Below are 17,122 nucleotides of genomic sequence, written 5' to 3' on the forward strand. Positions count from 1 at the left end.
TGAACCACCTCCGGTTTCATCATCACACCTAAACGCGGTGTCTGTGAAACCGGCAGCAGTCCACTATGCTCAAATCTTCGCTAGGCTAAGGATGGAGGGGGCCGGGATGGCAGGCAAGCGCTGGGACGACGACGCCGTCGCTAAGGTGATGGGCCAGATCGGCCAGAACTCGGGGGGCCGGGTGGCTGGCTGGGAGATCGAGGCGCCGGGTGGCTTCAAGATCAAGACCGACGGCACCGATCGCGACCATCGCAATGGCATGGAGGCCCTGAAGGCGCTCCGAGCGCTGACGGTCGCCCAGCCCCGTGCCGTGGCGCTTCCGATACCACCACCGTCACCACCACCCTCGACCGCTCCGACCCTGGCCCAGGCGATTGAGACCTACTTTGAGACCGATGGGCTCACGCTGAAGCCGAATACCTGCGATCAGCGTCGCCGGGCAACCGCGTGCCACCACATGGAAGTATTCAAATGAGCCCGCTTGATTTAGCCTTCTCGGCATTTCTAATTTCTGCCGCACTTACGCTTGTTCTGGAACTCCTCGATCGCCGCCTAGTTGGGGTCGGCCCCGTCGTGATCGGCATCGCCTTGTTCGTCGTAGGTATTGTGCTTGCCGGCTTCTACCCTTTTGAACTCGACGCCAACATCCCGGAGACCGCCACCCGCATTGTGTTTGGCGCTGCCTGGACGTGCGGCGATGTGGGGTTGCTCTACCTGATCAACGTCATACGGCCGAGAGAAGGGCGGCCGTCGAAAAGGGCAGACTGAAGACGACCAGGTAGGTTGCGACCATCACTTTTTCGAAGGGACCGGCAACTTTCCAGCGGGCGGCAAGAACTGTCGTAGGGGAGGGCATAAGGTGACATCCAGAGAAGGGTGACATCCTTCCTAGCGGACGCGAGCAACCTGTCAAGCAGGGTCCGCGAGCGGGCGAAGCCAGCGGTCTACGGCGTGAGTGATTGGCTGGGGGTGAGCCTCTCTATACTATCAAGTCCTAGGTCAGAGCCCGACGAACATGTCCACCTTTCCAAGCTACCTTGCAGAAGTAGCTCGCGGTATCCCGGAAAGTGCATGACGCGGTGCGGGGGGTGCGGGAAAGCGCGGCCAGGCAAGATTGAAGTATTGAGGCGCTGGCTGCAGAGATGAGCGACGCGTTCAAGCGGTACTTCAAAATCGTTATCGGCATAGCGGGTGCGCTCGTCTCCGGAGCACTGGTCCTGTCTGGTCTCAGAAGCGGGTCCGTGCCCGGCCTGAGCCGGGCCTCGGCTGTCGCGGGCGTTGAATGGAAGGATTATCTCCGGTGACCATCTTCCGGGTTCTCGGGCGCCTGGAGGCTTACCTGTCAGGGTTTGGCTGGATTCGACCGATCGGCGGTCCTCCCCTTAGATATGCCTCGACTTCCGACCTCCCCTCGTGTCGAGCCCAGTCGATCGCCGTCCCTTGCCAGATCACGTCCTTCGTATCGACCCAGGCCCCACGTTCAACCAGCAATTTGACGACATCAAGGTGGCCGGCAATCGCTGCCTGATGCAGGGGCGTGGAATGGCTGTGTGAGCCCGGCGGGTTATAGCGGTTGGGGTCTTCGCCCGTATCCAGAAGGGCGCGGACGATTTCGGTGTGGCCATACTGGGCGGCAAGCGCCAACGCCAAATGGCGCTGGGCGGCATCCGACGTCGGATGATTCTGGAGAAATCCATCGATATCTCCAAGGGCCGCAAGACTTGGAAGATCGGGTTTCCCACCCAGGTGGATCAAATAATTGGCGGCTTCGAATTCCCCATGAAGAACGGCTGCACGAAGTGCGGAACCGGCGTCGGCACCGTATCTGCACAACACGTCTGTGAGCGGCAGCTGCATCTTGCATTCGCGGGGCACGCGGCCTGATGCAACCAGGCCAATGGTCTCGTTGATCGCATCGAGTCCCGGCCCGGCCTCCAGGAGAGCCACCGCAACATCGACGATGTTCGGAGGCAATCTGCCATGCCGGATGGGATTCTCTGCAATGAATTCCAGCAGGCCGGGATTACGGAAATAGTTTCCGCCCTCGAAGAGAACGCGCTGGCGGATAAGGCCGGGATTCTTCTTGAGGAAAAGCGATAAACCAGAAACGTCGCCAGTGTCGATCAGATCGACTGCGTGACGGAAAACGGCGTCTTCGATTCGCTCGTGGTGCGCAAGCGCCAGGTTGTCGCTTGGTCTGGGCTTTTCAATGTGATGCTTGAGGCGTGTCCAGCTTGCGAACCCGTACTCGCGTGCGATGGCGAGCTGGGCGTCGCTGAGGGTAAGGTGTGTTGAGAAGATTTCCTGGTCCGTGGCGCGTTGTAGCTTCGGATGGAATTCGCGCAAACGTTGCGCGCTGCTCGATTCTCCCGCCGCGTGTTGGCTGAGAAGATCCCTCGCCTGGTGCTTAAGGTGATCGAGACTCGGACGTGCGGGGAGCTGTTTCGTCGGCATGCAGAACTTCCTCTCGTTACCCGAGGTCCGCACAAAACGGGGCTGAAAGTCAGTTCGGTCGAATGGCGTAGTACGTTAGGTGGACTTCTGTCCTTTCCGCGGACCGGATGCGCCCCACGCGCTGATCAAGAGCATATCGGGAAATAAAACAAGCACACAACTGCCGAAGCCTCTTTCGGAATTCGGTTTTCCCGGCGGTATACTCGAGCGGTCGTAGCGGAAAAATCCGCCGGCAGGACGACGCCCCCATCCCCCTGGCTGTGGAGCGCGTACTCATGTCCATCAACGAAGAAAAGCTCAATGCATTCCTGGGTAAGGCCGTCGGCGACCTCGGCGCCGCCTTCAGCTCGGTGCTTGTCCTGCTCGGCGACGAGCTTGGCCTCTACAAGGCGCTGGCAAAGGAATCCCTGACACCCGCGGAACTGGCCTCACGCACCGGCACCAACGAGCGCTACATGCGCGAATGGCTTGGCAACCAGGCCGCCGGTGGCTATGTCGATTACGACGCGGCGTCGGGCAAATACCAGCTCAACGAGGAACAGGCAGCGTGTCTTGCCGATCCCGCCGGCCCGGTCGATCTTCCCGGCGCCTACGAGGTTGCCCGTGCGCTGTTCCACACCTATCCGCGCGTGCGCGACAACTTCCGCAGCGGCGCCGGCATGGAGTGGGGTGAACATCATCCCTGCCTGTTCCATGGCGTCGAGCGATTCTTCCGCGGCGGCTACAACAGCAATCTGCTGGGAGCATGGTTACCGGCACTAGAAGGCGTCGTCGACAAGCTCGCGCGCGGCGGCAAGGTCGCCGACGTTGGGTGCGGGCATGGCGCCAGCACGGTGCTGATGGCGAAAGCATTTCCTACATCGCAATTCGTTGGCTACGACTATCACGCACCGTCGATCGACGTCGCCCGCGAGCGGGCAAAGACGGCCGGGGTGAAGAATGCAACGTTCGAGCAGGCGGATGCCACCGGATATAAAGGCCGCGACTTCGACCTCATCGCCTTTTTCGATTGCCTGCACGACATGGCCGATCCCGATGGTGCCGCCCGCCATGCGAGAAGTGCCCTGAAGGACGACGGCACCTGCATGGTCGTGGAGCCTTTCGCTGGGGATAGCACGGCGGATAACCTCAATCCGGTAGGCCGCGTGTATTACGCGGCATCGTCGATGATCTGCGTGCCGGTGTCATTGGCTCGCCATGGTCCGGCGCTCGGTGCGCAGGCTGGCGAGGCTCGACTGCGCAAGGTAATCATTGATGCCGGCGGTTTTCGGCGTCTTCGCAGGGCGGCGGAAACGCCGTTCAATATCGTGCTGGAGGCGCGGCCGTAGGCCTCAACCCAATCTGACTATGCCCCGCCGCTGCAAGGCTTGCAGCGGTGCCATGCGGTCCGCTGGCAGGGGAAACGACCGGTTGTCGTCAGCGGAGAAGACGGTCAGCCTGTCGCCGGCCAACTTGAAACGAGGCCTCTCAACGGGCTCGAGCATCGGCGTATCGCCCGATGCCCAAAAGGCTGCGCCGTCCGCCTCGATCACGAGGTAGGCGATCGTGGGGTGGGCGGAGAATGACCAGCTTTCAAAAGCCCCAGCAGCGATTCCCTGGTGATCGCGCTGTTGCCGACACGCCCGGAGCAGCTCAGCGCAAGTCTGCTCCCATGTCGCACGCAGGGCTGCATGGTCGGGGAAGAGCTCACACCTATGGTGGTCCAGCCACAATTTGAGCGCGCGAGCCTTGCTGTTTGACAGGGGCACATCCATGGCGTCGGTCAGGACACTGGTTTGTCCCTCCCTCCCGTCGCCCCAGTGCTGGGCGTAATAAGCGGGGAGGCGGACGGCCCGAAGCCGCAGCCATGTTTTACCGGTTTCCACAGCGGTCCACGTCGTCTCTGTCCAGCCACTGGATGGGGCCACGTAGCTGCCCGACCTCAACAGTCTGCGCCGGTTTGAGGTCAGGGCAATGCCGCGGCGCCTCGTGGGGCGCTTCTCGTGGGCTACCGCGGTGGTCTCTACCTTATGTTCGACCACGAGGTGGCCAAAGGGCGCGCGAAAAATCCGTGCATGGCCTTCCACACAGATGTGCACTTCATTGCGTGCGCGGTCGATCGTCGCTTCAAAGCCTTTTACTTGAAAGTGATCTGCGGCGCCCATGGCCGCTATGGTTGCCTTCTCCCAGCGTCCCATGACGACGGCAAAGGTAATGAGGCCGGCGACGCTGGCCCCGAGGGTGATGAGGGTATCGGTCGACATGCGTTGATTCCTTTCAACAGTGATGAAACGCCTTCCACTTGTCCTATAGGCGGAGCATAGATTACAGAATATAACAGGATGGAGTACCACAAGTTGTTGTTTAGCGTCGCTTCATTGAGTGGAAGAAGTGACCGAAATGCCCAAGGGCAAGAGCATCTACAGCAAGGAATATCCCATCCTCATCGCTCTCCTGCGGGAAGTGCGGGACAAGGCACAGCTCACCCAGAAAGAACTGGCCCTTCGCGCGGGAGTCTCTCAGCCGTATGTTTCCTCGGTCGAGCGAGGGCTGCTCAGGCTCGATGCGCTGCAACTGCGCGCCTGGCTCAAGGTTTGTGACTCGAACCTTGGCAAGTTTGGCCGGGAGCTTGAGAAGCGATTGGAAGAGGCGGGACTATAGATTCGTCAGTGCGGGCCTACCGCTGCAACAACATGATCGCAATCTCAAGCATGATCAGCAGCACGATGGCCACCTCCAGCAGCTCCGCGCGCCGGCTTGATGCCTCTTCATAAAGAGCCGCATACGTATCCCGGATGATCGCCAGCTTGCGATCCACCGATGCGCTCAAGGTTGGCACGCGGAACAACCCCAGCGCCGTGCTGTAAACGCGGGCTAGGTAAACGTCTTCGGTCACCTGCAGCGCGTTGTCCACCCGCTCGGTGAGTTCCGTGACCTCTGCCACGAGCGTGTAGAGCCGTCGGGCCAGGTAGGCGAATCGCCGCGATGCCAGCAGCGAAGCCGCACCGCGCGCGTTCTCGACGCGCTCGTACATGCGAGGGAGTTCTTCATCCAGCAAGGTGTCGTAGTAACGGAACTCCACCAGCTGGGCATTGGCCACTTCGATCACATCGGCAACGTCGGAATCGAGCCGGGGTTCGTAGATGAATGTGCGGTCCCATGTCAGTACCACCAGATCGTCGGCGTAGTAGGAAAAGCTGCGCGACAATAATTCCCGTTGCGAATCGCTGGAAAGCGGGCGCTTCTCGCCCGACAACAGCGCCGTCAGATCCACGCGCGACTGTAGCGCTGTGGCATCCATCGGCTCGTCCAGCCGCTGGACGGTGGCGATCAGGTAGTCCTCTTCCAGCTTGGCATGGGTGGCCGGACGATCCAGTGCGGGAAGGATGATGTCCTTGACCCGTTGGAGCAGGTCTGTCCAGAAGTCGATCGGCGCGCCGTGGCCAACCGCGCGATCCAGTGCGTTGAAATCGGCGACGAAGTCGTCCCAGTCCTGGTCGCCCACCTGGATGCGAACCGCCAGTGCCGCTACGCCGAAGTCGTAGATGCGTACGGAAAGGTCGGCGGTGACCGTGCGCGAATCCAGGGTCAGCGCGGTTTCCCCCAACTGAAGGCGTAGGGGCGCCACCCCGAACGTCACCGCTTTGGCCGGCGTGCTGGTGAGCCTGGACCGACTGAAGGCCAGGCCTGGCCTGGCCGCCCAGAGCTGCTCGGCATGGGAGAGGTCCACGGTGTAGGCGATATCGAACAGTCGCAGCGCGGTCAGTTCGCCCGCTGCCACTTTGATCGTTGCGGAGGTCACTCGTAGTGCTCGTTACCCAATTCTTCCCATTGTAGTGGGGGGATTGAGCAGGGCCGATGACGGCCGGTGTAGCCGTCGACATGTTTACAAATGCGACTCTTTCGCATTAACCGGCGTTTCTGTTAAGCTTTTTGCTGCATTGCGACAAGCCAGCCCCCGGCGAGCCAGTGGCGTAACTCCACGCAAGCGAATTCCCGCTTGCCGGCTTCGCACACAAGGGCAATCCACCATGTTCTCCATCCGTTCCGGCCGTCTGCCGGTCGTGTCGCTGGCTGCCAGCGTGATGCTGGCGTTGCCGGCCGCGGCCGTGGCCCAGTCGCAGTCCACTACCGACACCACCGCCAAGCCCGACAACGCCACCAGGCTCGACACTGTGAAGGTGGAAGGGCAAGGCCTCCCGGGCTACACCGTCAGCGATACCGCGGCGGCCACACGTCTGCCGCTTACGCTACAGGACACGCCACAGTCGGTCAGCGTGATCACTGCCCAGCGTATGGAGGACCAGAACCTTACCAACGTACGTGCCGTGCTGGACAACACCACGGGCGTATCGTCCAACGCCTACGACTCGGAGCGCGTGCTTTTCTATTCGCGCGGCTTCCAGATCGAGAACATGGCCTACGACGGCGTGCCCGTCGCCCCGGCCCTGAACTCATCTTCCGCCGACGGCAGCCTGGATACGTCGATCTACGACCGCATCGAAGTGGTGCGTGGCGCGACGGGCCTGATGAGCGGCGCGGGTAGCCCGTCGGCCATGATCAACTTCGTGCGCAAGCACGCCGATAGCCGCACGTTCAACGCGGATGCATCCCTTAGCTACGGCACGTGGGGCACCACACGCGAGACCGTCGACCTCGCAACGCCGATCAATGCATCCGGATCGGTACGCGGACGCGTGGTGGCGACGCATGAAGAGGGAAGTTCCTACATCGATCGCTACAGCAGCAACAAGAACGTGCTGTATGCCGTGGTCGATGCGGACCTGGGGCCCAACACTACCCTCAGTGCCGGCCTGGATTACCAGAAGACCAAGCCCAACGGCGTGACCTGGGGTACCTACCCGGTGTTCTACGACGACGGTGGTTTCATCACGTGGCCGCGCGGGTTCTCCAGCGCTGCAAGCTGGTCTTTCTGGAACAACACCACCAAGACGGCATTCCTGGACTTGAAGCATGAGTTCGCCAATGGCTGGCAGCTGCATGCGCTGGCCAGCCGCCGCGAAACGGACGGCGACATGGCGCTGTTCTATGTCTATGGCTTTCCCAACCGCGAAACAGGTGAGGGTGCCGCCCCCTTCGCTTACCGGGGCACCGACCGTGGCCGGCAGAACATGGCGGACATCTACCTGTCCGGCCCGTTCGAGGCCTTCGGCCGCGAGCACGAACTGGTGGCGGGCCTGAGCGGCTCGCGTTACACCCAGGACTCCTACGAGAACGCCCATGGCGATCTTCCCGACACGGGGAATTTCCTGCAATGGACGGGTAATTACCCGTACCCGGAGTTCGCCCCAACAGCCGACCTCCTCACCGCCGCGCGCATCAAGCAGGGCGGCGCGTACGTGGCCTCGCGCTGGTCGCTGGCCGACAAGATCAAGCTGATTGCCGGCGCCCGGTACAGCACCTGGACCAACGATACTTTCGATGCCAGTGCGGGCACCTACCATCACGAGCATTCCAAGACGATTCCCTATGCGGGATTGATCTATGACATCACCCCGGTGTACTCGACCTTCGCCAGCTACACGCAGATCTTCGACCCGCAGAACAATCGTCGCGCCAATGGCGACTTCCTGGATCCGGTGATCGGAAGCAGCCGCGAGGTGGGTATCAAGGGGCGCCACTTCGATGGCCGCCTGAATACCTCGCTGACTTTCTTCGACACACGCCAGGACAACGTGGCCCAGGCCGATCCAGGCCAATTCCTGCCGGACGGTATTACCCAGGCCTATACGCCGGTGAACGGCACGCGCTCGCGCGGCTACGAGTTCGAAGCCTCCGGTGCGATCACCGATCATTGGAACACCACGCTGGGGTGGTCGCACTTCAACATCAAGGCCCCGCAGCAGGGCGCCATCAATACCTCGTTGCCGCGCACGCTGGTACGCCTGTTCACCACTTACCAACTGCCCGGCAGCTGGAACGGCCTTACCATCGGTGGCGGCCCCAACTGGCAGTCGGGGAGCCAAGCGCCGGTGGATGGCCCGAACGGCCCGCAGTATGTGAACCAGTCGTCCGTGCTTCTACTGAGCGCGATGGCGCGTTACGCCTTCAACGACCACGCGTCGCTGCAGGTCAATGGCGACAATCTTCTCGATCGCAAGTACTTCGTGCTGGATGAGTACAGCAACCTGTACTACGCCGCCGGCCGAAGCGCGACGTTGAGCTTCAACTACAAGTTCTTCTGATCACGTAAGACAAATCAGACCGCGACCGGATCGGCATCCATCATCCGGTCGCGGCCGGCCTGCTTGGCGGCATACAGGCGACGGTCGACGCGGTCGAGCAGGCTTACCCAGCTGTCACCGTCTTCCGGTGTGATCGCGCCCACGCCGATGCTCGCGGTGAGGCGGCCTAGCGGGGCAGGGCCGTGCAGGATCTGGGCGTCCTTCAGCAGCTGGCGGCAGTGCTCGGCCACGCCAACGGCGCCCGACGCGCTGGTGCCAGGGAGCAGCATGGCGAATTCCTCGCCGCCAATGCGGGCCAGCAAATCGTTCGGTCGGGTGGCGGCCTGGGCTAGCACCGAGGCCACGCGGCGCAGGCAGTCATCGCCGGCCAGGTGGCCGTAGCGGTCGTTGTATTGCTTGAAGTAATCGATGTCGATCATCAGCAGCGCGATCGGCTCGCGCTGGTTGCGGGCGCGCTCCCACGAGGCATCCATTACATGGTCGAAGCGACGCCGGTTGGCGACGTTGGTCAGGCCGTCCTTGAACGACAGTTCCTCCAGCTCGCGCTGCATGGCCACCAGCTTTTCTTCGGTTCTCTTCCGTTCGGAAATATCGAACATGAAACCAACGAGCGAATTCACCGTGCCATCGTCGTTACGCACCACGTGCACGACGTCGCGGATCCATACGTAATCGCCATTGCTGCACAGCGCACGATAGTCGGCCTCGTGATCCACGCCGGCCATGGACTGCGCCACGCAGAAGTCCACCGCCCACTGGCGGTCTTCCGGATGCATGCGCTCGGCCCAGTCCTGCACGGTGACCCAACTATCCGGCGTCCAGCCAAGCAGTTCCTCGATCTGGGGGCCGATGTAGGCGAACTGCATGGTCGCCCAGTCGATCTTCCAGGGAATGGCCCGGGTGGATTCGAGAAGCGTTTTGTAGACGGCGTCGTCGGTGGCGATGTCATGCGTAGTCATACATCTTTTATCGGCAGCGTCGCTGTTACCTGAAGCGATGTTTGGGTCAGGGCGAGTATCTGTCCCCGTTGTCCGTCTCTCGTGTCCGCGGACAGTGGCAAGCATATACATGTCATTACAAGCTTTTGAAGTGCTTGTAATTTTATAGTTGGCGCGGCCGTTGCTTACGTCGCTGCACGGTATGAATATCAGTAACGAGGAGGCGGGCCCTTGTTCGCGTATTACTTCAAACTCGGTTTGCTCAGTTTGTCGCGCCACCGGATATTGACGGCGTTGATGGTGTTGACCATCGGCTTCGGCGTGGCCTCCTCCATGGTGACCTATGCGGTGTACCGCGCCACGGCGCGCAACCCCATTCCATGGAAGTCATCGCAACTTTTTGTGGCCCAGGTGGACAACTGGGGACCGAACAACAGCGAGAGCCCTGCAGGCGAACCTCCCGAGCAGCTGACCTACATCGATGCCATGGCCCTGCAGCACGCCCATTGGGCGCCTCGGCAGACTGCGCTCTACCCATTGGGCATGTCCGTGATTCCCGACGAGGCCAATCGCCAGCCCGAGGGTGTCAACTCCTATGGCGTTTACACCGATGCCTTCGCCATGTTCGACATCCCGTTCCTCTATGGCGGCCCATGGACGGCGAATGACGATGATGGTCATGCGGCTGTCGCCGTCATCAACCGGGATTTGAACGACCGGATGTTCCACGGTCAAAACAGCGTTGGGCGGGAAGTAAACCTGGACGGTCACCTCTACCGCGTGGTCGGGGTGATCGACACCTGGGACCCGCAGCCGTTGTTTCTCGACGTCGTCAATACCAAGGGCTTCACCGAGCCGGTCGAGGTGTTCATCCCATTCACCCATGCCCTCGACGAACGCGTCGTCACCTCCGGCAACACCAACTGCGTGTCCGATCCCGGCGTGGGCTGGGATAACTGGCTCCGCTCGGAGTGTGTCTGGATCACATTCTGGGCGGAATTGCCCACGCCGGCGGAAGCGGCAACGTATCGCGACCGCTTGCGCGCCTACGCCGCCGAGCAGCAGCGCGCCGGCCGCTTCCGCTGGCCACCCAACGTGCGCCTGCACGATGTCCCCGACTGGCTCGATTACCAGAAGGTGGTGCCGCAGGGCGCCAAGGTTTCCCTGGTGGTGTCGGTGAGTTTCCTTGGCGTATGCCTGGTCAACACCATCGGGCTGCTGCTGGCCAAGTTCATGCGCCGCGCGCGGGAGATCGGCGTGCGCCGGGCCCTGGGTGCTTCGCGGCGGGAAATCTATGCACAGTTCCTGATCGAGGCGGCGACCGTGGGCCTCACCGGTGGCGTGCTCGGCCTGTTGCTGACGGCGATCGGCATGCACGGCATCGGCCTGGTCTTCAGCGCCCAGATTGCACGGCTTGCGTATCTGGATCCCTCGTTGATGGGCCTGACGCTTGCCGTTTCAGTGGTCGCGGCCCTGCTTGCCTCGTTGTACCCGACGTGGCGTGCCGCGCAGGTGCAACCGGCCTGGCAGCTGAAGTCGAACTAGGAGCAACCATGGACATCCAGCCCATCATCAGCGCACTGCGGCGGCACAAGGCCGGCACGATCCTGATCGTTCTGCAGATCGCCCTTACCCTTGCGATCGTCTGCAACGCGTTGTCGATCATCCGCACCAACATGGAGCGGATGGCGCGCCCCACGGGCATCGTGGAAGAAAACCTGCTTGCCGTGATGAACACCTGGGTGGGAAGCACCGACGGCAACGTGCTCGCGCCCCTGATCCGTACCGACCTTGAAACCCTGCGTTCCCTTCCCGGGGTGCAAGACGCCACCGTGATGAACTCATTCCCGTTGCGCGGCGGTGGATGGTCCACCGGCGTGCGCCTGGACAACAGCAAGGAACATTGGCTATTCGAGGCTGGCATGTACGCCAGCGACGACCATGCCCTGGCCACGCTGGGCGTGCACCTGGTGGCGGGCCGCAATTTCCGGCCCGAGGAAATCGTCGACGGCAGCGACTTCAATACATTGGTGATGCCGCCGGTGGCGATCGTCACCAAGGCCATGGCCGACCGCTTGTTTCCGGATGGGTCGGCGCTGGGCAAGACGGTGTACCTGAACACGGGGAGGAATGCGCCACCCACCATCATTATCGGCATCATCGATCGCCTGCATGGGCCGTGGTCAGCGGCATTTGCCGACACGTGGGCGGAAGACGTCGCCATTGTCCCCGCCCGATTGACCAATCGCTACGGCGACTACCTCATTCGTACCCGGTTCGACATGCTCGACCGCATGGTGCGGGAGGCGCCCGCGGCCCTGGTCAAGGCGCATCGTGAACGCGTATTCCCACCTCATGGCGGCGTGCGCACTTTCGACCAGGTACGGCAGGACGCCTACCGGACCGACCGCGGTATGGCGGTGATCATGGGCGTGGTGAGCGTGGCCCTGTTATTGATCACCGGCGCGGGCATCGTTGGCCTCACCAGTTTCTGGGTGGGCCAGCGACGTGCGCAGATTGGCGTGCGCCGCGCGCTGGGTGCCACGCGGCGCGACATCCTGCTGTATTTCCTTACCGAGAATTTCCTCATCACCCTTGCCGGGGTGGCGATCGGTATCGCGCTTTGCGGAGTACTCAATATCTGGATGGCGGTGAACTTCGAGGTCAGCCACGTGCCGCTGGCGTACATCGGTGCCGGCATCGTGTTGCTGCTGGCACTGGGACAGGCGGCCACGCTCAACCCGGCGATGCGCGCTACGCGCGTCTCGCCGGTGGAGGCCACCCGTCCAGCCTGACTTACGCTGCGAAGCCACCATCGATCAGGAGGTTTGCGCCGGTGATGTAGGCAGCATCCGGGCCCGCAAGATAAGCCACGAAACTGGCGATCTCGTCCGGACGGCCATACCTGCCGGTCGCAAGCATCTGAACCCGGCTGGCGGCCTTCGGGCCGTCGGCCGGGTTCATGTCGGTATCGACGGGGCCGGGCTGCACCGTGTTCACCGTGATGCCGCGCGGACCCAGGTCGCGAGCCAGGCCCTGGGTCAGCCCCTGCAACGCCGACTTGCTCATCGCGTACACCGCGCCGCCGACAAAGGGCATGCGGTTGGCGTTGGTGCTGCCGATGTGGATGATGCGACCCCCTGTTCCCATGGCCCGTGCGGCGGCCCGGCTGGCAATCACGGCGGCGCGCACGTTAACGGCGATGGTGCGGTCGATATCCTCGGTGGTGAATTCCTCGATCGGGGCGATGGCCAACACGCCGGCACTGTTCACCAGGATGTCGAAGCTGCCGAATGTTTCCTTGGTCGTGTCGACCGCCATGTCGATCGCGGTGTCGCTAGCGCTGTCAGCCTGGATGGCGATGGCCCGCCCACCGGCCTGGCTGATCTCCTTGACGAGGGCCTGGGCGGCAGCCGCGCCCTGGACATAGGTGATCGCGACCGACGCGCCGCCAGCGGCGAGGCGCCGGGCAATGGCAGCGCCGATGCCGCGCGAGCCGCCGAGGACCAGGGCGCTCTTGCCCTGGATGGAATTGAGGGTGTCCATGATGGATCTCCGCTGGAAGGGGGTTTTGGTCGGCCACCAATGTACGGCTTAGCTTTCCCAACCAATAGATCGAATAAGGTATTTTCATTCGATCCTACTGGTTTAGAATTAGCTCCATGGATACCCTCAACGGGATGGTCTGCTTCTTGCGCAGCGCGGAGTCTGGGAGCTTTGCCAATGCAGCGCGGCGCTTAGGCCTCACGCCCGCCGCCGTCGGCAAGAATGTCGCGCGGCTGGAGGCAGAGCTGGGTGTGCGGTTGTTCCAGCGCAGCACCCGCCGGTTGTCCCTCACTGAAGCTGGCGAAGCCTTCCGTCTGGAAGTGGCGGGAAGCCTGGATCACCTCCAGGTCGCGCTGGCCAATGCGCGGGCGCATACAGCCGGGCCCATGGGCGTGTTGCGCATCAGCCTGCCCAATGCCTTCGGCCGCGAATATATCGTGCCGATGCTGGGCGATTTCCTGCGTGCCTACCCTGGGGTGCGGCCGGACTGGCACTTCGACAACCGGCCGGTCGACCTGATCGCCGAGGGCTTCGACGTCGCGCTAGGCGGTGGTTTCGACCTGCGTCCGGGAGTAGTCGCGCGCGCATTGGCGCCCGCCCACCGGATACTGGTGGCGTCGCCCGCCTACCTCGCCTCGATCCCCACACCTGAAACGCCCGCCGATCTCGCCGGCCGCGATGGCATCCTTATCCGCTCGCCGCAGACAGGGCGCATTCGCGACTGGATGCTGACCCATCGCAAGGGTGCCCAGGCGTCGATCGAACTGGACTCGCGCATCGTCTTCGACGATCCCGATGCCACCTGCCAGGCCGCGGCGATGGGCATGGGCATTGCGCTGCTAGCCGTTCAGTCGGCACTACCCTGGATCGAGCGCGGCGCATTGCGAAGGGTGCTCCCCGATTGGTGGGTGGAGGGCGGCAACCTGTCGATCTATTACTCCGCGCAGAAGATGCTGCCGCAGAAAACGCGCGTCTTTATCGACCACGTCGTGGAAACGTTCAAGCGCCAGAATCTCGCGGCGCGCTTCTCGGCGACACATCCAGTGGTGATGTAGAACGAATCGGCCTCAACGATGGAGGGCAGGGCTATGCAGTCAAGTTTTGGGCAGCGGTTTCTTGTGATCTATTCCGGTGTGCTTACCGCGGTATTCGCGGTAACGGTGCTTTCCGGCTTCGTTGGCACTGCAACAAAGAAAACGACGCTCGACGAACTTACCGTGCAACGAATCAACGTAGTAGAGCCCGACGGCACCTTGCGCATGGTGATTTCGAACAAGGCCACAGAGCCGGGCCTCATCATCAAGTCGAAGGAGCATCCCCATCCCACGCGATCGAGTGCCGGCATCATCTTCTATAACGACGAAGGCACCGAAAACGGCGGGCTTACCTTCGAAGGGAAGATGGGCAAGGACGGGCAGGGCGAATCTTCCGGCCACCTGAGTTTCGATGAGTACGAGCAGGACCAGGCGTTCGTGCAGGAATACGGTCAGCAGGAGGGCAAGCGGTACGCCAGGCTGGTGTTTGCCGATAACCCCCATGTGCCGATGTCGAAAGTGGTTGAGTTCACCGAATCCATCAGCCAATTGCCGGCCGATGAGAAGAAAAAGCGCATGGCGGAATTCATCGCCAGCAACCAGTACAAGGTAAAGCCACGGATGGTCCTTGCTCGCATGCCGGACGAGTCGGTGATGCTTGGCCTCAACGATTCCGAAGGAAGGCCACGGATCCGGATGCAGGTAGCTCCCGATGGCACGCCGTCGCTGCAGATGCTTGACGACAAGGGCAAGGTCATCGGCCAGATGCCCTCGACCGCCGCGCGATAGTCCTCACCGGTGTGGAAACCGCGCGTCCGCTGGACGCGTGGTTTCCGCCGTCCGGCCCGTCGGCGGACCCGCTCATCCCATCGTCGGTGCGGCGAAGCTGCTTCCACCCTAACGTCCCTCCACCCTGGCCCCGCCATGATGGAGTGCACGCACATGTCCCCCTTCGCTGCGAAAGCTGCGTCTTGTCTTCGAACGATATTCGCCTTGGCGCTAGTCGCCGCCGTCCCTGCGCATGCATGGGATCTCGCACCGCCCGGTGCCAATGAGCACGAACAGAGCGAAGCCGGCGTCCGCGCAACGGAAGACCACTGGAGCCTCGCGGAGATGACCGGCCAGACCGACTGGCTCAAGTCGATGCTGATGCCCGGTTACCGCTCGGTCGACACCCACGGCGTGGCGCACTCGAAGGAACGCATCGTTGCCGGCGCGGCCAAGAACAAAGGCTCGACGGACGGCAAGGCGAAACTCGACGCGTACATGAAGGATCACCCGTCGGGAACCTCGGTGGTGGTCCACGGCACGATCGCGGTTGTGTCGTTCTACGATCCTGCCCTTGGACCGGATAACGGAGTGAAGTCGTCGGATGTCTTCGTGTACGAGGGCGGCGCCTGGCACGCGGTGTATTCGCAACACGGCGCGGTAGGTAAGGCATGAGGCCGGGATCTGCTTTGGCCGCCGCGTGCGCGCTGATCGCCCTGGCCGCCCCGGCCCTTGGCTGTGCGGAAGATGCCCACGCGCTCGTGGGCAAGGCACTGTCTGCCATGGGGCCGGGGCGTGACCTGCACGCCGTGGCGCAAATCAAGCGCACGACGACCAGCGTGGACTTCGACATCGTCGAGTTCGATCACGCCGACGCGCCCTACGTATTCTCCGGCGCACGAGGCCAGACCACCGTGGACGACTTGCACGGACAGCGGCGCGTGAGCGATGAGGCGCAGCTCACGGCCAGTGGCGCGCCGCCGCCGTTTGTCATGCGCAAGCTTTACGGGAAAGACGGCGAAGTGGGAGAGATGGTCGTGGCCGGGAAGGCCGCACGGGCGTGGCACATGGAGGCCCCCATGGCATGGCAGGCCGACGAGCCCATCGCCGCGCTGTTGCTTGCCGAGCACGCCGATGACCTGAAGCAGGAAAAAGATACATCGCTCCACGGTATTCCGCAGCGCCTTGTGTCTTTCCACCAGGGAAAGAGTCCCGTACGCATCTACCTCGACGCACAGACCAACCTGCCTTCCGCCATCGAGACCACGCGTAGCTGGCACCGCGCCACCAGCGGCGACCTGGCCTGGAATGCCTGGGGGGACATCACCGACCGCGTTGAACTGATGAACTACGCGCTGGGCGAGGGCGTGCGCTACCCGGGGCAATCGGACACGTTCCGTAACGGCGTGCACCTGCGCTCTGCCGTGATCGAGGAAGTGCACTTCAACAACGCGGTGGATGAAAAGGCGTTCGCGATGAAATCCGCGCTACCACCCATGGCCGCGCATAACGTCGACGACCTCGCGCTGGGCGAGGCGATCGGCCTGGCGCCTGATCCGAAGCGGCCGATCGCGGAAATCGCACCGGGCGTGGTGCAGATCCCGGGCTCCTGGTACAGCACCATCGTGCGCCAGGATGATGGCCTGGTGATCATCGATGCGCCGATCTCGGCCGGCTACTCGCGTCGCGTGCTCGACGAAGCGGCGCGCCGCTTTCCGGGCATGAAGGTCAAGGCACTGATCACGTCCACCGCGTTCTACTGGCACGTGGCCGGCGTGCGCGAATACGTGGCGCGGGGCATTCCCATCTATGTCCGCGACCGCAACGTGGCGGTGATCCGCGCACTGGCTTCGGCGCCTCATGGCCTGCTTCCGGACGCACTCGTGCGTGCACCGCGGTCGCCGGACATCCGGTCGGTATCGGCTCCCATCACCCTGGGCAAAGGCGTCAACGCCATCACCGTGATGCCTGTGCCCGACGGCGAGCAGCCCATGCTGATGTCGTCGATCCCGGGCGCGCACTTGCTGCACACCGGAGAGATGGTGCAGCCGTTGGGCCCGGGCGGCTCGTTGCTCTATCCGGAGTCCCTGCTGGAACTGACGCACTCCGTGCAGGCGGCGGCCATCGACACGCATGGCCTGTCGCTGATTGGCATGCATATGAGCCCGACACCATGGACCACGCTGGAATCGACCCT

16 protein-coding genes are annotated in these 17,122 nt (G+C 62.7%); 11 read left to right on the plus strand and 5 right to left on the minus strand.

The window, feature by feature from the left end; all coding sequences use genetic code 11:
• Window positions 1-106 precede the first annotated feature (106 nt).
• Both VK519_RS07200 and VK519_RS07205 read left to right on the plus strand, forming a co-directional pair.
• On the plus strand, window positions 107-475 hold the full coding sequence (locus tag VK519_RS07200) for a hypothetical protein (RefSeq protein WP_324348581.1): 369 nt from the start codon (window positions 107-109) through the stop codon (window positions 473-475).
• Window positions 472-768: a hypothetical protein gene (locus VK519_RS07205; protein WP_324348583.1), complete on the plus strand. Its 297-nt coding sequence runs from the start codon at window positions 472-474 to the stop codon at window positions 766-768. Before VK519_RS07200 ends, VK519_RS07205 begins: the two co-directional genes overlap by 4 nt.
• A 567-nt stretch (window positions 769-1,335) precedes the next feature.
• Here VK519_RS07205 and VK519_RS07210 read toward each other — a convergent pair.
• The gene (locus tag VK519_RS07210) at window positions 1,336-2,454 is read right to left on the minus strand and encodes an ankyrin repeat domain-containing protein (protein WP_324348585.1); all 1,119 of its coding nucleotides are present in this window, start codon (window positions 2,452-2,454) and stop codon (window positions 1,336-1,338) included.
• Window positions 2,455-2,729: 275 nt separating this feature from the next.
• Between VK519_RS07210 and VK519_RS07215 the strand changes: the two genes are divergently transcribed.
• The gene (locus VK519_RS07215; RefSeq protein WP_324348587.1) at window positions 2,730-3,782 is read left to right on the plus strand and encodes a class I SAM-dependent methyltransferase; all 1,053 of its coding nucleotides are present in this window, start codon (window positions 2,730-2,732) and stop codon (window positions 3,780-3,782) included.
• 3 nt (window positions 3,783-3,785) lie between these two features.
• Here VK519_RS07215 and VK519_RS07220 read toward each other — a convergent pair whose 3' ends face one another.
• Window positions 3,786-4,697: a hypothetical protein gene (locus VK519_RS07220; RefSeq protein ID WP_324348588.1), complete on the minus strand. Its 912-nt coding sequence runs from the start codon at window positions 4,695-4,697 to the stop codon at window positions 3,786-3,788.
• Between the two features lie 136 nt (window positions 4,698-4,833).
• Here VK519_RS07220 and relB point away from each other — a divergent pair, with 136 nt between their 5' ends.
• Window positions 4,834-5,094, plus strand: a complete 261-nt coding sequence (gene relB / locus VK519_RS07225; RefSeq protein WP_324348590.1) for a type II toxin-antitoxin system RelB family anti-toxin — start codon at window positions 4,834-4,836, stop codon at window positions 5,092-5,094.
• Window positions 5,095-5,110: 16 nt separating this feature from the next.
• Here the strand turns inward: relB and VK519_RS07230 are convergent, their stop codons facing one another.
• The gene (locus VK519_RS07230; protein WP_324348591.1) at window positions 5,111-6,235 is read right to left on the minus strand and encodes a hypothetical protein; all 1,125 of its coding nucleotides are present in this window, start codon (window positions 6,233-6,235) and stop codon (window positions 5,111-5,113) included.
• Between the two features lie 229 nt (window positions 6,236-6,464).
• On the opposite strand from VK519_RS07230, the gene VK519_RS07235 reads away from it, so the two are divergent.
• On the plus strand, window positions 6,465-8,639 hold the full coding sequence (locus VK519_RS07235; protein ID WP_324348592.1) for a TonB-dependent siderophore receptor: 2,175 nt from the start codon (window positions 6,465-6,467) through the stop codon (window positions 8,637-8,639).
• A gap of 14 nt (window positions 8,640-8,653) precedes the next feature.
• Here VK519_RS07235 and VK519_RS07240 read toward each other — a convergent pair whose 3' ends face one another.
• Complete coding sequence (locus VK519_RS07240) at window positions 8,654-9,598, minus strand: sensor domain-containing diguanylate cyclase (RefSeq protein ID WP_324348593.1); 945 nt, start codon at window positions 9,596-9,598, stop codon at window positions 8,654-8,656.
• Between the two features lie 210 nt (window positions 9,599-9,808).
• Here VK519_RS07240 and VK519_RS07245 point away from each other — a divergent pair, with 210 nt between their 5' ends.
• Entirely contained in the window at window positions 9,809-11,122 is a 1,314-nt protein-coding gene (locus VK519_RS07245) for an ABC transporter permease (RefSeq protein WP_324348595.1), read from the plus strand.
• An 8-nt stretch (window positions 11,123-11,130) separates the two neighbouring features.
• The gene (locus tag VK519_RS07250; RefSeq protein WP_324348597.1) at window positions 11,131-12,372 is read left to right on the plus strand and encodes an ABC transporter permease; all 1,242 of its coding nucleotides are present in this window, start codon (window positions 11,131-11,133) and stop codon (window positions 12,370-12,372) included.
• A gap of 1 nt (window position 12,373) precedes the next feature.
• Here the strand turns inward: VK519_RS07250 and VK519_RS07255 are convergent, their stop codons facing one another.
• On the minus strand, window positions 12,374-13,123 hold the full coding sequence (locus VK519_RS07255; RefSeq protein ID WP_324348598.1) for a 3-oxoacyl-ACP reductase family protein: 750 nt from the start codon (window positions 13,121-13,123) through the stop codon (window positions 12,374-12,376).
• A gap of 116 nt (window positions 13,124-13,239) precedes the next feature.
• On the opposite strand from VK519_RS07255, the gene VK519_RS07260 reads away from it, so the two are divergent.
• The 4 genes from VK519_RS07260 to VK519_RS07275 all read left to right on the plus strand — a co-directional run.
• Window positions 13,240-14,178 carry a LysR family transcriptional regulator gene (locus VK519_RS07260; protein WP_324348600.1) on the plus strand — a complete coding sequence of 313 codons (939 nt, stop codon included), beginning with the start codon at window positions 13,240-13,242 and terminating at the stop codon, window positions 14,176-14,178.
• Window positions 14,179-14,211: 33 nt separating this feature from the next.
• Entirely contained in the window at window positions 14,212-14,946 is a 735-nt protein-coding gene (locus tag VK519_RS07265; protein ID WP_324348601.1) for a hypothetical protein, read from the plus strand.
• 204 nt (window positions 14,947-15,150) lie between these two features.
• Window positions 15,151-15,600, plus strand: coding sequence for a nuclear transport factor 2 family protein (locus tag VK519_RS07270; RefSeq protein WP_324348602.1), 450 nt, complete (start codon window positions 15,151-15,153; stop codon window positions 15,598-15,600).
• A gap of 14 nt (window positions 15,601-15,614) precedes the next feature.
• A partial coding sequence (locus tag VK519_RS07275) for an MBL fold metallo-hydrolase (RefSeq protein WP_324348604.1) occupies window positions 15,615-17,122 on the plus strand: 1,508 nt, incomplete at its 3' end.

This window comes from Pinirhizobacter sp., from assembly GCF_035317885.1.
In the GTDB taxonomy this organism is placed as follows: Bacteria; Pseudomonadota; Gammaproteobacteria; order Xanthomonadales; family Rhodanobacteraceae; genus Pinirhizobacter.

Bases quoted from the DNA above. Each gene is read 5' to 3' on its own strand.
- VK519_RS07200 (WP_324348581.1), top strand. From the start codon at position 107: ATGGCAGGCAAGCGCTGGGACGACGACGCCGTCGCTAAGGTGATGGGC.
- VK519_RS07205 (WP_324348583.1), top strand. From the start codon at position 472: ATGAGCCCGCTTGATTTAGCCTTCTCGGCATTTCTAATTTCTGCCGCA.
- VK519_RS07210 (WP_324348585.1), bottom strand. From the start codon at position 2,454: ATGCCGACGAAACAGCTCCCCGCACGTCCGAGTCTCGATCACCTTAAG.
- VK519_RS07215 (WP_324348587.1), top strand. From the start codon at position 2,730: ATGTCCATCAACGAAGAAAAGCTCAATGCATTCCTGGGTAAGGCCGTC.
- VK519_RS07220 (WP_324348588.1), bottom strand. From the start codon at position 4,697: ATGTCGACCGATACCCTCATCACCCTCGGGGCCAGCGTCGCCGGCCTC.
- relB (WP_324348590.1), top strand. From the start codon at position 4,834: ATGCCCAAGGGCAAGAGCATCTACAGCAAGGAATATCCCATCCTCATC.
- VK519_RS07235 (WP_324348592.1), top strand. From the start codon at position 6,465: ATGTTCTCCATCCGTTCCGGCCGTCTGCCGGTCGTGTCGCTGGCTGCC.
- VK519_RS07240 (WP_324348593.1), bottom strand. From the start codon at position 9,598: ATGACTACGCATGACATCGCCACCGACGACGCCGTCTACAAAACGCTT.
- VK519_RS07250 (WP_324348597.1), top strand. From the start codon at position 11,131: ATGGACATCCAGCCCATCATCAGCGCACTGCGGCGGCACAAGGCCGGC.
- VK519_RS07255 (WP_324348598.1), bottom strand. From the start codon at position 13,123: ATGGACACCCTCAATTCCATCCAGGGCAAGAGCGCCCTGGTCCTCGGC.
- VK519_RS07260 (WP_324348600.1), top strand. From the start codon at position 13,240: ATGGATACCCTCAACGGGATGGTCTGCTTCTTGCGCAGCGCGGAGTCT.
- VK519_RS07265 (WP_324348601.1), top strand. From the start codon at position 14,212: ATGCAGTCAAGTTTTGGGCAGCGGTTTCTTGTGATCTATTCCGGTGTG.